This is a genomic window from Shigella dysenteriae (assembly GCF_022354085.1).
Lineage (GTDB): Bacteria > Pseudomonadota > Gammaproteobacteria > Enterobacterales > Enterobacteriaceae > Escherichia > Escherichia coli.
Genome location: NZ_CP055055.1, coordinates 4338710 through 4350497 on the forward strand (window position 1 = coordinate 4338710; position 11788 = coordinate 4350497).

24 protein-coding genes are annotated in these 11788 nt (G+C 50.8%); all 24 read right to left on the reverse strand.

Features of this window, described 5'->3' with window-relative positions; translation table 11 throughout:
* Positions 1 to 38: 38 nt before the first annotated feature.
* Positions 39 to 422 (reverse strand): 50S ribosomal protein L17, encoded by a 384-nt coding sequence (gene rplQ / locus HUZ68_RS20725; protein WP_001216368.1) that lies wholly within the window; start codon positions 420 to 422, stop codon positions 39 to 41.
* 40 nt (positions 423 to 462) lie between these two features.
* Positions 463 to 1452, reverse strand: coding sequence for a DNA-directed RNA polymerase subunit alpha (locus HUZ68_RS20730; RefSeq protein WP_001162094.1), 990 nt, complete (start codon positions 1450 to 1452; stop codon positions 463 to 465).
* A 25-nt stretch (positions 1453 to 1477) separates the two neighbouring features.
* A complete protein-coding gene (rpsD, locus tag HUZ68_RS20735) occupies positions 1478 to 2098 on the reverse strand; it encodes a 30S ribosomal protein S4 (protein ID WP_000135224.1) in 621 nt (206 codons plus the stop codon).
* 33 nt (positions 2099 to 2131) lie between these two features.
* A complete protein-coding gene (gene rpsK, locus HUZ68_RS20740) occupies positions 2132 to 2521 on the reverse strand; it encodes a 30S ribosomal protein S11 (RefSeq protein ID WP_001029684.1) in 390 nt (129 codons plus the stop codon).
* A gap of 16 nt (positions 2522 to 2537) precedes the next feature.
* On the reverse strand, positions 2538 to 2894 hold the full coding sequence (gene rpsM / locus HUZ68_RS20745) for a 30S ribosomal protein S13 (protein ID WP_000090775.1): 357 nt from the start codon (positions 2892 to 2894) through the stop codon (positions 2538 to 2540).
* Positions 2895 to 3040: 146 nt separating this feature from the next.
* A complete protein-coding gene (rpmJ, locus tag HUZ68_RS20750) occupies positions 3041 to 3157 on the reverse strand; it encodes a 50S ribosomal protein L36 (protein ID WP_000868187.1) in 117 nt (38 codons plus the stop codon).
* 31 nt (positions 3158 to 3188) lie between these two features.
* Positions 3189 to 4520: a preprotein translocase subunit SecY gene (gene secY, locus HUZ68_RS20755; RefSeq protein ID WP_001118861.1), complete on the reverse strand. Its 1332-nt coding sequence runs from the start codon at positions 4518 to 4520 to the stop codon at positions 3189 to 3191.
* Between the two features lie 7 nt (positions 4521 to 4527).
* Complete coding sequence (rplO, locus tag HUZ68_RS20760) at positions 4528 to 4962, reverse strand: 50S ribosomal protein L15 (RefSeq protein WP_001238917.1); 435 nt, start codon at positions 4960 to 4962, stop codon at positions 4528 to 4530.
* Positions 4963 to 4965: 3 nt separating this feature from the next.
* Positions 4966 to 5145 (reverse strand): 50S ribosomal protein L30, encoded by a 180-nt coding sequence (gene rpmD, locus HUZ68_RS20765; RefSeq protein ID WP_001140433.1) that lies wholly within the window; start codon positions 5143 to 5145, stop codon positions 4966 to 4968.
* Between the two features lie 3 nt (positions 5146 to 5148).
* Positions 5149 to 5652 (reverse strand): 30S ribosomal protein S5, encoded by a 504-nt coding sequence (gene rpsE, locus HUZ68_RS20770; protein ID WP_000940121.1) that lies wholly within the window; start codon positions 5650 to 5652, stop codon positions 5149 to 5151.
* A 14-nt stretch (positions 5653 to 5666) separates the two neighbouring features.
* Positions 5667 to 6020, reverse strand: a complete 354-nt coding sequence (gene rplR / locus HUZ68_RS20775; RefSeq protein ID WP_000358960.1) for a 50S ribosomal protein L18 — start codon at positions 6018 to 6020, stop codon at positions 5667 to 5669.
* A 9-nt stretch (positions 6021 to 6029) separates the two neighbouring features.
* Positions 6030 to 6563 carry a 50S ribosomal protein L6 gene (rplF, locus tag HUZ68_RS20780; RefSeq protein ID WP_000091945.1) on the reverse strand — a complete coding sequence of 178 codons (534 nt, stop codon included), beginning with the start codon at positions 6561 to 6563 and terminating at the stop codon, positions 6030 to 6032.
* A gap of 12 nt (positions 6564 to 6575) precedes the next feature.
* On the reverse strand, positions 6576 to 6968 hold the full coding sequence (rpsH, locus tag HUZ68_RS20785; RefSeq protein ID WP_000062611.1) for a 30S ribosomal protein S8: 393 nt from the start codon (positions 6966 to 6968) through the stop codon (positions 6576 to 6578).
* Between the two features lie 33 nt (positions 6969 to 7001).
* Positions 7002 to 7307, reverse strand: coding sequence for a 30S ribosomal protein S14 (gene rpsN, locus HUZ68_RS20790; protein ID WP_001118930.1), 306 nt, complete (start codon positions 7305 to 7307; stop codon positions 7002 to 7004).
* A gap of 14 nt (positions 7308 to 7321) precedes the next feature.
* Positions 7322 to 7861: a 50S ribosomal protein L5 gene (gene rplE, locus HUZ68_RS20795; protein ID WP_001096200.1), complete on the reverse strand. Its 540-nt coding sequence runs from the start codon at positions 7859 to 7861 to the stop codon at positions 7322 to 7324.
* Positions 7862 to 7875: 14 nt separating this feature from the next.
* A complete protein-coding gene (gene rplX, locus HUZ68_RS20800; protein ID WP_000729185.1) occupies positions 7876 to 8190 on the reverse strand; it encodes a 50S ribosomal protein L24 in 315 nt (104 codons plus the stop codon).
* Positions 8191 to 8200: 10 nt separating this feature from the next.
* A complete protein-coding gene (gene rplN / locus HUZ68_RS20805; protein WP_000613955.1) occupies positions 8201 to 8572 on the reverse strand; it encodes a 50S ribosomal protein L14 in 372 nt (123 codons plus the stop codon).
* A gap of 164 nt (positions 8573 to 8736) precedes the next feature.
* Entirely contained in the window at positions 8737 to 8991 is a 255-nt protein-coding gene (gene rpsQ, locus HUZ68_RS20810; protein ID WP_000130100.1) for a 30S ribosomal protein S17, read from the reverse strand.
* Entirely contained in the window at positions 8991 to 9182 is a 192-nt protein-coding gene (gene rpmC / locus HUZ68_RS20815; protein WP_000644741.1) for a 50S ribosomal protein L29, read from the reverse strand. The genes rpsQ and rpmC overlap by 1 nt, the downstream gene beginning before the upstream one ends.
* Entirely contained in the window at positions 9182 to 9592 is a 411-nt protein-coding gene (gene rplP / locus HUZ68_RS20820) for a 50S ribosomal protein L16 (RefSeq protein WP_000941212.1), read from the reverse strand. Before rplP ends, rpmC begins: the two co-directional genes overlap by 1 nt.
* Before the next feature lie 12 nt (positions 9593 to 9604).
* A complete protein-coding gene (rpsC, locus tag HUZ68_RS20825) occupies positions 9605 to 10306 on the reverse strand; it encodes a 30S ribosomal protein S3 (protein WP_000529945.1) in 702 nt (233 codons plus the stop codon).
* 17 nt (positions 10307 to 10323) lie between these two features.
* Positions 10324 to 10656, reverse strand: coding sequence for a 50S ribosomal protein L22 (rplV, locus tag HUZ68_RS20830; RefSeq protein ID WP_000447529.1), 333 nt, complete (start codon positions 10654 to 10656; stop codon positions 10324 to 10326).
* Between the two features lie 14 nt (positions 10657 to 10670).
* Positions 10671 to 10949 carry a 30S ribosomal protein S19 gene (gene rpsS, locus HUZ68_RS20835; RefSeq protein WP_001138117.1) on the reverse strand — a complete coding sequence of 93 codons (279 nt, stop codon included), beginning with the start codon at positions 10947 to 10949 and terminating at the stop codon, positions 10671 to 10673.
* 16 nt (positions 10950 to 10965) lie between these two features.
* Positions 10966 to 11787 carry a 50S ribosomal protein L2 gene (rplB, locus tag HUZ68_RS20840; protein ID WP_000301864.1) on the reverse strand — a complete coding sequence of 274 codons (822 nt, stop codon included), beginning with the start codon at positions 11785 to 11787 and terminating at the stop codon, positions 10966 to 10968.
* Between the last annotated feature and the right edge of the window lies 1 nt (position 11788).

Consider the following 11788-nt stretch of genomic DNA (forward strand, 5'->3'; position numbering starts at 1 on the left):
AAAACCCGCCGGGGCGGGTTTTTTTACGTTGCTTCAGATTACTCTGCAGCAGCTTCTGCTTTCTCTGAACGATCAACCAGCTCGATGTAAGCCATCGGCGCGTTGTCGCCTGCACGGAAGCCACACTTCAGAATACGAGTGTAACCACCGGCACGGCTCGCGAAACGCGGGCCCAGTTCGTTAAACAGTTTTGCCACGATCTCGTTATCACGAGTACGGGCGAATGCCAGACGACGATTAGCAACGCTATCAGTCTTGGCAAGAGTAATCAGCGGCTCAACTACGCGGCGCAGCTCTTTCGCTTTAGGCAGAGTCGTCTTGATGATTTCATGACGAACCAGTGAACCTGCCATATTGCGGAACATAGCCTGGCGATGGCTGCTGTTGCGGTTCAGTTGACGACCACTCTTACGATGGCGCATGACCTTATCCTTCTCAGTAAAACCTTAACCTGTGATCCGGTTACTCGTCAGCGATGCTTGCCGGTGGCCAGTTTTCCAGGCGCATGCCCAGAGACAGTCCACGGGAAGCCAGCACGTCTTTAATCTCAGTAAGAGATTTTTTACCAAGGTTAGGCGTTTTAAGGAGCTCAACCTCGGTACGCTGTACCAGATCACCGATATAGTGGATAGCTTCTGCTTTAAGGCAGTTAGCAGAGCGGACAGTCAATTCCAGATCGTCAACAGGGCGCAGCAGGATCGGATCGAACTCTGGTTTCTCTTCTTTCACTTCAGGCTGACGTACATCACGTAAGTCAACGAAAGCTTCCAGTTGTTCAGCCAGAATGGTTGCCGCACGACGAATCGCCTCTTCAGGATCGATTGTGCCGTTGGTTTCCATTTCGATGACCAGCTTGTCCAGGTCGGTACGCTGTTCTACACGCGCTGCTTCAACATTGTAGGCAATACGCTCCACAGGGCTGTAGCATGCGTCGACCAGCAGACGGCCGATTGGGCGCTCATCTTCTTCCGAATGAATTCGGGTAGAAGCCGGCACATAACCACGACCGCGCTGAACTTTGATACGCATGCTAATAGACGCGTTCTCATCGGTCAGGTGGCAGATCACGTGCTGCGGCTTGACGATTTCGACATCACCGTCGTGGGTGATATCGGCTGCAGTCACAGGGCCAATGCCAGATTTATTCAAGGTAAGAATAACTTCATCTTTGCCCTGAACTCTCACCGCCAGCCCTTTCAGGTTGAGCAGGATTTCCAGGATATCTTCCTGAACGCCTTCTTTGGTGCTGTACTCATGTAGTACACCATCAATCTCAACCTCGGTCACCGCGCAACCCGGCATCGATGAGAGCAGAATACGGCGCAGTGCGTTACCCAGAGTATGGCCAAAGCCACGCTCTAAAGGCTCAAGGGTCACCTTGGCGTGCGTCGAACTCACTTGCTCGATATCAACCAGGCGCGGTTTTAGAAACTCTGTCACAGAACCCTGCATTGTGTCCTCTCTTTGGTACTAAGCTTTACTTGGAGTAAAGCTCGACGATCAGGTGTTCGTTAATGTCCGCAGACAGATCAGAACGCTCCGGCTTACGCTTAAACGTACCTTCCATCTTGCCAGCATCAACTTCCAGCCAGGTTGGCTTTTCACGCTGCTCAGCCAGCTCCAGAGCGGCTTTCACGCGAGACTGCTTCTTCGCTTTCTCACGAATGCTTACAACGTCATTCGGACTAACCTGATAAGAAGCGATGTTAACAACACGACCGTTTACCATAATTGCTTTATGGCTAACCAGCTGACGTGCTTCTGCACGAGTGGCACCGAAGCCCATACGGTATACAACGTTGTCCAGACGACCTTCCAGCAGAGCCAACAGGTTTTCACCGGTGTTGCCTTTCAGACGTGCTGCTTCTTTGTAGTAGTTACGGAACTGACGCTCCAGCACACCATAGATACGGCGAACTTTTTGCTTTTCACGCAACTGCACACCATAGTCAGACAGACGCGGTTTACGCGCACCGTGCTGGCCAGGAGCTTGTTCAATTTTACACTTGGTATCGATCGCGCGAACGCCAGACTTAAGGAATAAGTCGGTGCCCTCACGACGGCTCAGCTTGAGCTTAGGACCCAAATATCTTGCCATTTTCTTTCTCCAACAAACCTGGAAAACGAGGCGTTATACGCGACGTTTTTTCGGCGGACGACAACCGTTATGAGGGATCGGAGTCACATCAGTAATGTTAGTGATGCGGAAACCTGCGGCGTTCAGAGCACGAATAGTAGATTCGCGGCCTGGACCCGGACCTTTAACCATAACTTCCAGATTCTTGATGCCGTATTCTTTCACGGCGTCAGCGCAACGCTCTGCTGCAACCTGAGCTGCAAACGGAGTGGATTTGCGAGAACCACGGAAACCGGAACCACCGGCTGTTGCCCAACCCAACGCGTTACCCTGACGATCAGTGATAGTCACGATGGTGTTGTTGAAAGAAGCATGGATATGAGCCACGCCGTCAGAGACTTGTTTTCTTACACGTTTACGTGCACGAATTGGTGCCTTTGCCATTATTCAATCACCCCGATTATTTCTTGATCGGTTTGCGCGGACCCTTACGGGTACGTGCGTTGGTCTTGGTACGCTGACCGCGAACCGGGAGACCACGACGATGACGCAAACCGCGATAGCAACCAAGATCCATCAGGCGCTTGATGCTCATGCTGATTTCACGGCGCAGATCACCTTCAACGACAAATTTGGCAACTTCGTCACGCAGCGTGTCGATTTGTCCTTCAGACAGCTCACTGATCTTAACATCTTCAGCGATACCCGCTGCAGCCAGGATGGCTTTAGAACGGGTCTTGCCGACGCCATAAATCGAAGTTAATGCGATTACGGCATGCTTATGATCAGGAATGTTAATGCCTGCTATACGGGCCACTATGCACTCCTACTATTTAATATGTACGTTCCATGCTGAAAAGCCCGTTTTCAGGATACTCAAATGGAAACGCACAGACATACAAAAGATTGGCTGGCTAATCTAGCCAGCTCAACCCAACTTTGCAAGAAAAATATGCGAAAAAATCAGCCTTGGCGCTGTTTATGCTTCGGCTCGGCACTGCAAATCACACGGATGACACCATCACGCTTAACGATTTTGCAGTTACGGCATAATTTCTTGACGGAAGCACGAACTTTCATTTTTACTCTCCGTAACTTCTCGGGCGACCAATTATCGGCCGTAGCCTTTCAGGTTCGCCTTCTTCAATGCAGACTCATACTGACTGGACATCATCAGAGTTTGCACTTGAGCCATAAAGTCCATAATCACGACAACAACGATAAGCAGTGAGGTCCCACCGAAGTAGAACGGTACTTTCATTGCATCACGCATGAACTCCGGGATCAGGCAGATAAAGGTAATATACAGCGCACCAACCAGGGTCAGGCGGGTCATTACTTTATCGATATACTTCGCCGTTTGCTCTCCCGGACGAATTCCTGGTACAAATGCACCGGACTTCTTCAGGTTATCTGCTGTTTCACGCGGGTTGAAAACCAACGCCGTGTAGAAGAAACAGAAGAAGATGATTGCAGACGCATAGAGTAACACATAAAGCGGTTGCCCAGGCTGCAAATACAGCGAAATTGTTGTCAGCCAGTTCCAACCAGTACCGCCCCCGAACCATGACGCGATGGTCGCCGGGAACAGAATAATACTGGAAGCGAAGATTGCCGGGATTACCCCCGCCATATTCACTTTCAGCGGTAAATGTGTGCTCTGTGCAGCATAGACACGACGACCTTGCTGACGTTTCGCGTAGTTTACCACAATGCGGCGTTGACCACGCTCAACAAATACAACAAAGAACGTCACTGCAAATACTAATACTGCAACCAACAGCAACACGAGGAAGTGCAGGTCGCCTTGACGCGCTTGCTCGATAGTATGGGCAATGGCTGGCGGGAGTCCCGCGACAATACCGGCGAAGATAATGATTGAAATACCGTTGCCGATACCTCGTTCAGTGATCTGTTCGCCCAACCACATCAGGAACATCGTTCCTGTGACCAGACTTACAACAGCGGTGAAGTAGAATGCAAAGCCCGGGTTAATCACCAGGCCTTGCATACCAGGCATATTCGGCAGACCGGTAGCAATACCGATCGACTGGAATATTGCCAGCACCAGAGTACCGTAGCGGGTGTACTGGCTGATCTTACGACGACCAGACTCCCCTTCTTTCTTAATTTCTGCCAACGTTGGGTGAACCACCGTCAGCAGCTGGATAATGATCGACGCCGAAATATACGGCATGATCCCCAGAGCAAAGATAGAAGCACGGCTGAGAGCACCACCAGAGAACATGTTAAACATCTCAATGATGGTGCCTCGCTGTTGCTCAAGCAGTTTGGCAAGTACAGCGGCATCAATACCAGGGATCGGAATAAAAGAGCCAATACGGAACACAATCAGCGCACCGATAACAAACAGCAGTCTGCGTTTCAGCTCGCCTAAGCCACCTTTGGCACTTTGAAAATCTAATCCCGGTTGTTTAGCCATCTGCTACTTATTCCTCGATTTTACCGCCAGCAGCTTCGATAGCAGCACGAGCGCCTTTAGTAACACGCAGGCCACGAACAGTTACCGGAGTCGTTACTTCGCCAGCCAGGATCACTTTCGCGAACTCGATCTGGATACCGATAATGTTAGCCGCTTTCAGCGTGTTCAGGTCTACTACACCGCCTTCTACTTTAGCCAGGTCAGACAGACGAACTTCGGCTGTAATCGCTGCTTTACGAGAAGTGAAGCCGAATTTCGGCAGACGACGGTACAGAGGCATCTGACCACCCTCGAAACCGCGACGTACGCCACCGCCAGAACGAGACTTCTGACCTTTGTGACCACGACCACCGGTTTTACCGAGGCCAGAACCGATACCACGACCCAGGCGTTTACCCGCCTTTTTGGAGCCTTCGGCCGGAGACAGAGTATTTAAACGCATCTCTTACTCCTCAACTTTAACCATGAAGGAAACCGCGTTGATCATACCGCGAATAGCAGGAGTATCCTCGCGCTCTACGGTGTGACCAATACGACGCAGACCCAGGCCAAGCAGCGTTGCCTTGTGTTTCGGCAGACGACCGATTGCACTGCGGGTTTGAGTAATTTTAATAGTCTTTGCCATGGTTTATTTCCCCAGAATTTCTTCAACGGATTTACCACGCTTGGCAGCGACCATTTCTGGAGAATTCATATTTTCCAGGCCATCAATAGTTGCACGAACCACGTTGATCGGGTTGGTGGAACCATATGCTTTAGCCAGAACGTTATGAACCCCAGCGACTTCCAGAACGGCGCGCATTGCACCACCGGCGATGATACCGGTACCTTCGGAAGCCGGCTGCATGAATACGCGAGAACCCGTGTGAACACCTTTAACAGGGTGTTGCAGAGTGCCGTTATTCAGCGCGACGTTAATCATATTGCGACGGGCTTTTTCCATCGCTTTCTGGATCGCTGCTGGAACTTCACGCGCTTTACCGTAACCAAAACCAACGCGACCGTTACCATCGCCAACTACAGTCAGAGCTGTGAAGGAGAAAATACGACCACCTTTAACGGTTTTAGATACGCGGTTTACCGCGATCAGCTTTTCCTGCAGTTCGCCAGCTTGTTTTTCGATGTGAGCCATCTTACACCTCTACCTTAGAACTGAAGGCCAGCTTCACGGGCAGCATCTGCCAGTGCCTGGACACGACCATGATATTGGAACCCGGAACGGTCAAAGGATACATCTTTGATGCCTTTTTCCAGAGCGCGTTCAGCGACAGCTTTACCCACAGCTGCAGCCGCGTCTTTGTTACCGGTGTACTTCAGTTGTTCAGCGATAGCTTTTTCTACAGTAGAAGCAGCTACCAGAACTTCAGAACCGTTCGGTGCAATTACCTGTGCGTAAATGTGACGCGGGGTACGATGTACCACCAGGCGAGTTGCGCCCAGCTCCTGGAGCTTGCGGCGTGCGCGGGTCGCACGACGGATACGAGCAGATTTCTTATCCATAGTGTTACCTTACTTCTTCTTAGCCTCTTTGGTACGCACGACTTCGTCGGCGTAACGAACACCCTTGCCTTTATAAGGCTCAGGACGACGGTAGGCGCGCAGATCCGCTGCAACCTGGCCGATCACCTGCTTATCAGCGCCTTTCAGCACGATTTCAGTCTGAGTCGGACATTCAGCAGTGATACCCGCAGGCAGCTGATGGTCAACAGGATGAGAGAAACCCAGAGACAGGTTAATCACATTGCCTTTAACCGCTGCACGGTAACCTACACCAACCAGCTGCAGCTTCTTAGTGAAGCCTTCGGTAACACCGATAACCATTGAGTTCAGCAGGGCACGCGCGGTACCAGCCTGTGCCCAACCGTCTGCGTAACCATCACGCGGACCGAAGGTCAGGGTATTATCTGCATGTTTAACTTCAACAGCATCGTTGAGAGTACGAGTCAGCTCGCCGTTTTTACCTTTGATCGTAATAACCTGACCGTTGATTTTTACGTCAACGCCGGCAGGAACAACGACCGGTGCTTTAGCAACACGAGACATTTTTTCCTCCGATTAGGCTACGTAGCAGATAATTTCGCCACCAAGACCAGCCTGGCGCGCTGCACGATCAGTCATAACACCTTTAGAGGTAGAAACAACTGCGATACCCAGACCCGCCATAACTTTCGGCAGCTCATCTTTACGTTTATAGATGCGCAGACCTGGGCGGCTGACACGCTGAATGCTTTCTACAACAGCTTTGCCCTGGAAATACTTCAGAGTAAGTTCCAGTTCAGGCTTGGTGTCGCCTTCAACTTTAAAATCTTCAATAAAACCTTCTTCCTTCAGCACGTTGGCGATTGCCACTTTCAGCTTGGAGGAAGGCATGGTGACCGCAGCTTTGTTCGCGGCCTGACCGTTACGGATACGGGTCAGCATATCCGCGATCGGATCTTGCATGCTCATCTGTCTTTACTCCCGTGATTCAATTGGTGACAATTACCAGCTAGCCTTTTTCAGACCCGGGATTTCACCGCGCATAGCGGCTTCACGGACCTTAATACGGCTCAACCCGAACTTCCGCAGGAAACCATGCGGACGACCTGTTTGACGGCAGCGGTTACGCTGACGAGACGGGCTGGAATCACGCGGCAGAGTCTGCAGCTTGAGAACAGCGTTCCAACGATCTTCGTCGGAAGCGTTCACATCAGAGATGATCGCTTTCAGTTCAGCGCGTTTCGCGAAGTATTTATCAGCTAAAGCTACGCGTTTTACTTCGCGTGCTTTCATTGATTGCTTAGCCATTTAGTAACCCTACCTTACTTGCGGAACGGGAAGTCAAAGGCAGCCAGCAGAGCGCGGCCTTCTTCGTCAGATTTCGCAGTAGTGGTAATGGTAATATCCAAACCACGAACGCGGTCGACTTTATCGTAGTCGATTTCTGGGAAGATGATCTGCTCACGGACACCCATGCTGTAGTTACCACGACCGTCGAAAGACTTAGCGGACAGGCCACGGAAGTCACGGATACGAGGTACAGCAATAGTGATCAGGCGCTCAAAGAACTCCCACATGCGTTCGCCACGCAGAGTTACTTTACAGCCGATCGGATAGCCCTGACGGATTTTGAAGCCTGCAACAGATTTGCGTGCTTTGGTGATCAGCGGTTTTTGACCGGAGATTGCTGCCAGGTCTGCTGCTGCGTTATCCAGCAGTTTTTTGTCAGCGATCGCTTCACCAACACCCATGTTCAGGGTGATCTTCTCGACCCGAGGGACTTGCATGACAGAATTGTAGTTAAACTCAGTCATGAGTTTTTTAACTACTTCGTCTTTGTAGTAATCATGCAGTTTCGCCATCGTACTACTCCAAATTACTTGATAGTTTCGCTGTTAGACTTGAAGAAACGGACTTTTTTGCCGTCTTCGAATCTAAAGCCTACACGGTCAGCCTTGCCGGTTGCCGCATTGAAGATTGCTACGTTGGAAACCTGAATAGCGGCTTCTTTTTCAACGATGCCACCCGGTTGGTTCAGGGCCGGAACCGGCTTCTGATGTTTCTTAACCAGGTTGATACCTTCAACAATGACCTTGCCGGAAGACAGGACATTCTTAACTTTACCGCGTTTACCTTTATCTTTACCGGTTAACACGATAACTTCGTCATCACGACGGATTTTCGCTGCCATGATTCGCTCCTTAGAGTACTTCTGGTGCCAGAGAGATAATTTTCATGAACTTCTCACTACGAAGCTCACGAGTTACCGGCCCAAAAATACGCGTACCGATAGGCTGCTCGCTGTTGTTGTTCAGAAGAACACAAGCATTACCATCGAAGCGAATGACAGAACCGTCCGGGCGACGAACACCCTTCTTGGTGCGCACCACTACCGCCTTCAGCACATCACCTTTTTTGACCTTACCACGCGGAATTGCTTCTTTGATGGTGATCTTGATGATGTCGCCTACGCCTGCGTAGCGACGGTGCGAGCCACCCAGAACCTTGATACACATTACGCGACGTGCACCGGAGTTGTCGGCGACGTTCAGCATAGTCTGTTCTTGGATCATTTTAGTGCTCCGCTAATGTCAACTACTACTGAGACCCGAAAATCAGGTCGTTAAAAATCCCCATATCGAGGGCGCGGCATTATAACACCGCTTCAAGGATATGGGTAGAAAAAATAAACGGCTCATTTCTGAGCCGTTTATTCGTATCGAGAGAGTGTACTGTATTACAGAACCGCTTTCTCTACAACGCGAACCAGCGTCCAGGATTTAGTCTTGGACAGCGGACGGCATTCGCGGATTTCAACCACGTCACCGATACCGCATTCGTTGTTCTCGTCATGTACGTGCAGTTTGGTCGTACGCTTGATGAATTTACCGTAGATCGGGTGTTTCACAAAACGTTCGATAGCAACAACAATGGATTTCTCCATTTTGTCGCTAACAACGCGACCTTGCAGAGTACGGATTTTATCGGTCATTACGCACCCGCCTTCTCGTTCAGTAAAGTCTTAACGCGTGCGACATCGCGACGCACTTGCTTCAACAGGTGAGACTGTTGCAGCTGGCCACTTGCAGCCTGCATACGCAGGTTGAACTGCTCACGCAGCAGGTTCAGCAGCTCGGTGTTCAGCTCTTCAACGCTCTTCTCACGCAGCTCTTTTGCTTTCATTACATCACCGTCTTAGTTACAAAGGTGGTTTTAATCGGCAGTTTCGCTGCTGCCAGCTTGAATGCTTCACGGGCCAGCTCTTCCGGAACACCGTCCATTTCATACAGGACTTTACCCGGCTGAATCAAGGCAACCCAGTACTCCACGTTACCTTTACCTTTACCCATACGCACTGCCAGCGGCTTTTCAGTGATCGGTTTGTCCGGGAACACACGGATCCAGATCTTACCTTGACGCTTAACTGCACGGGTCATAGCACGACGTGCTGCTTCGATCTGACGGGCAGTCAGACGACCACGGCCAACAGCTTTCAGACCGAAGCTGCCGAAGCTAACATCCGTACCCTGCGCCAGACCGCGGTTACGGCCTTTGTGCATTTTACGGAATTTTGTACGCTTTGGTTGTAACATCAGCGACGCTCCTTATTTACGGCCTTTACGCTGCTGCTTTTTAGGCTGAGCAGCCGGTTTTTCCGGTTGTTCAACAGCAGCCATACCACCCAGGATCTCGCCTTTGAAGATCCACACTTTAACGCCGATTACACCGTAAGTGGTGTGCGCTTCAGAGGTGTTGTAGTCGATGTCAGCACGCAGAGTGTGCAGCGGTACGCGACCTTCGCGGTACCATTCGGTACGTGCGATTTCCGCGCCGCCCAGACGGCCGCTAACTTCAACTTTAATACCTTTAGCGCCCAGACGCATTGCGTTCTGTACAGCACGCTTCATAGCACGACGGAACATAACGCGACGTTCCAGCTGAGAAGTGATGCTGTCAGCAACCAGTTTTGCGTCCAGTTCAGGCTTACGAACTTCGGCGATGTTGATCTGTGCAGGAACGCCAGCGATGTCCGCTACGACCTTACGCAGTTTTTCTACGTCTTCACCTTTTTTACCGATAACTATACCCGGGCGAGCAGTGTGAATGGTTACACGGATGCTCTTAGCCGGACGCTCGATAACGATACGAGATACGGACGCTTTAGCCAGTTCCTTAGTCAGGTACTGACGTACTTTAAAATCGCTGTCCAGGTTGTCAGCGAATTCTTTGGTGTTCGCAAACCAGGTAGAGTTCCATGGTTTTACAATACCCAGGCGAATACCATTAGGATGTACTTTCTGACCCATTGCTAGTCTCCAGAGTCTCAGCGATCGGACACAACCACAGTGATGTGGCTGGTGCGCTTCAGGATGCGATCTGCACGACCTTTTGCACGCGGCATAATGCGCTTCATGCTCGGGCCTTCGTCTACGAAAATTTTCGTAACTTTCAGATCGTCAATGTCAGCGCCATCGTTGTGTTCAGCGTTAGCAATGGCAGATTCCAGAACCTTCTTGACCAGTACAGCCGCTTTCTTGTTGGTGTAGGTCAGAATATCCAGAGCCTGCGACACTTTCTTACCGCGAATCAGGTCAGCAACAAGGCGAACCTTCTGAGCAGAAGAACGAGCATGGCGATGTTTAGCGATAGTTTCCATCTCTTCCTCCTACCTTATTTCTTCTTCGCTTTTTTATCAGCAGCGTGGCCGCGATAAGTACGAGTCGGTGCGAATTCACCCAGTTTGTGACCGACCATTTCGTCGGTTACAAATACCGGAACGTGCTGACGACCATTATGGACAGCGATGGTCAAACCGATCATGTTAGGAAAGATCGTTGAACGACGGGACCAAGTGCGCAGGGGCTTCTTGTCTCCGCTTTCCACCGCTTTCTCTACCTTCTTCAGCAAGTGCAGGTCAATAAAAGGACCTTTCTTGAGAGAACGTGGCATGGCTTATCCTCTAAAATTATTTGCTACGGCGACGTACGATGAATTTATCAGTACGCTTGTTGCTGCGGGTCTTCTTACCTTTGGTCTGAACGCCCCACGGAGTTACCGGGTGCTTACCAAAGTTACGACCTTCACCACCACCATGTGGGTGGTCTACCGGGTTCATCGCGGTACCGCGAACGGTCGGACGAACACCACGCCAGCGTGCAGCACCTGCTTTACCCAGAACGCGCAGCATATGCTCAGCATTGCCAACTTCGCCCAGAGTTGCACGGCAGTCTGCTTCTACTTTACGCATTTCACCAGAACGCAGACGCAGGGTGACATAAGCACCATCACGAGCAACGATCTGAACGTAAGTACCAGCGGAACGTGCCAGCTGACCGCCTTTACCTGGTTTCATTTCTACGTTATGAACAGTAGAACCAACCGGGATGTTGCGCATCGGCAGGGTGTTACCTGGTTTGATTGCAGCATCAACGCCAGACTGAATCTGGTCGCCAGCTTTCAGGCCTTTAGGGGCCAGGATGTAACGGCGTTCACCGTCTTTGTACAGAACCAGCGCGATGTTCGCGGAACGGTTCGGATCGTACTCAAGACGTTCAACAACTGCCGGGATACCGTCTTTGTTGCGTTTGAAGTCAACAATACGGTAAGCCTGCTTGTGGCCACCACCGATATGACGAGTGGTGATACGGCCATTGTTGTTACGACCACCGGATTTGCTGTTTTTTTCCAGCAACGGAGCAAAAGGTTTGCCCTTGTGCAGCTCAGGGTTAACCACTTTAACTACGTGGCGACGACCCGGAGATGTCGGTTTACATTTAACAACTGCCATT

What these genes read in the sequence shown, in the direction of transcription:
- rplQ (WP_001216368.1), bottom strand. Translation starts at nt 422, where the DNA reads ATGCGCCATCGTAAGAGTGGTCGTCAACTGAACCGCAACAGCAGCCAT.
- HUZ68_RS20730 (WP_001162094.1), bottom strand. Translation starts at nt 1,452, where the DNA reads ATGCAGGGTTCTGTGACAGAGTTTCTAAAACCGCGCCTGGTTGATATC.
- rpsD (WP_000135224.1), bottom strand. Translation starts at nt 2,098, where the DNA reads ATGGCAAGATATTTGGGTCCTAAGCTCAAGCTGAGCCGTCGTGAGGGC.
- rpsK (WP_001029684.1), bottom strand. Translation starts at nt 2,521, where the DNA reads ATGGCAAAGGCACCAATTCGTGCACGTAAACGTGTAAGAAAACAAGTC.
- rpmJ (WP_000868187.1), bottom strand. Translation starts at nt 3,157, where the DNA reads ATGAAAGTTCGTGCTTCCGTCAAGAAATTATGCCGTAACTGCAAAATC.
- secY (WP_001118861.1), bottom strand. Translation starts at nt 4,520, where the DNA reads ATGGCTAAACAACCGGGATTAGATTTTCAAAGTGCCAAAGGTGGCTTA.
- rplO (WP_001238917.1), bottom strand. Translation starts at nt 4,962, where the DNA reads ATGCGTTTAAATACTCTGTCTCCGGCCGAAGGCTCCAAAAAGGCGGGT.
- rpmD (WP_001140433.1), bottom strand. Translation starts at nt 5,145, where the DNA reads ATGGCAAAGACTATTAAAATTACTCAAACCCGCAGTGCAATCGGTCGT.
- rpsE (WP_000940121.1), bottom strand. Translation starts at nt 5,652, where the DNA reads ATGGCTCACATCGAAAAACAAGCTGGCGAACTGCAGGAAAAGCTGATC.
- rplR (WP_000358960.1), bottom strand. Translation starts at nt 6,020, where the DNA reads ATGGATAAGAAATCTGCTCGTATCCGTCGTGCGACCCGCGCACGCCGC.
- rplF (WP_000091945.1), bottom strand. Translation starts at nt 6,563, where the DNA reads ATGTCTCGTGTTGCTAAAGCACCGGTCGTTGTTCCTGCCGGCGTTGAC.
- rpsH (WP_000062611.1), bottom strand. Translation starts at nt 6,968, where the DNA reads ATGAGCATGCAAGATCCGATCGCGGATATGCTGACCCGTATCCGTAAC.
- rpsN (WP_001118930.1), bottom strand. Translation starts at nt 7,307, where the DNA reads ATGGCTAAGCAATCAATGAAAGCACGCGAAGTAAAACGCGTAGCTTTA.
- rplE (WP_001096200.1), bottom strand. Translation starts at nt 7,861, where the DNA reads ATGGCGAAACTGCATGATTACTACAAAGACGAAGTAGTTAAAAAACTC.
- rplX (WP_000729185.1), bottom strand. Translation starts at nt 8,190, where the DNA reads ATGGCAGCGAAAATCCGTCGTGATGACGAAGTTATCGTGTTAACCGGT.
- rplN (WP_000613955.1), bottom strand. Translation starts at nt 8,572, where the DNA reads ATGATCCAAGAACAGACTATGCTGAACGTCGCCGACAACTCCGGTGCA.
- rpsQ (WP_000130100.1), bottom strand. Translation starts at nt 8,991, where the DNA reads ATGACCGATAAAATCCGTACTCTGCAAGGTCGCGTTGTTAGCGACAAA.
- rpmC (WP_000644741.1), bottom strand. Translation starts at nt 9,182, where the DNA reads ATGAAAGCAAAAGAGCTGCGTGAGAAGAGCGTTGAAGAGCTGAACACC.
- rplP (WP_000941212.1), bottom strand. Translation starts at nt 9,592, where the DNA reads ATGTTACAACCAAAGCGTACAAAATTCCGTAAAATGCACAAAGGCCGT.
- rpsC (WP_000529945.1), bottom strand. Translation starts at nt 10,306, where the DNA reads ATGGGTCAGAAAGTACATCCTAATGGTATTCGCCTGGGTATTGTAAAA.
- rplV (WP_000447529.1), bottom strand. Translation starts at nt 10,656, where the DNA reads ATGGAAACTATCGCTAAACATCGCCATGCTCGTTCTTCTGCTCAGAAG.
- rpsS (WP_001138117.1), bottom strand. Translation starts at nt 10,949, where the DNA reads ATGCCACGTTCTCTCAAGAAAGGTCCTTTTATTGACCTGCACTTGCTG.
- rplB (WP_000301864.1), bottom strand. Translation starts at nt 11,787, where the DNA reads ATGGCAGTTGTTAAATGTAAACCGACATCTCCGGGTCGTCGCCACGTA.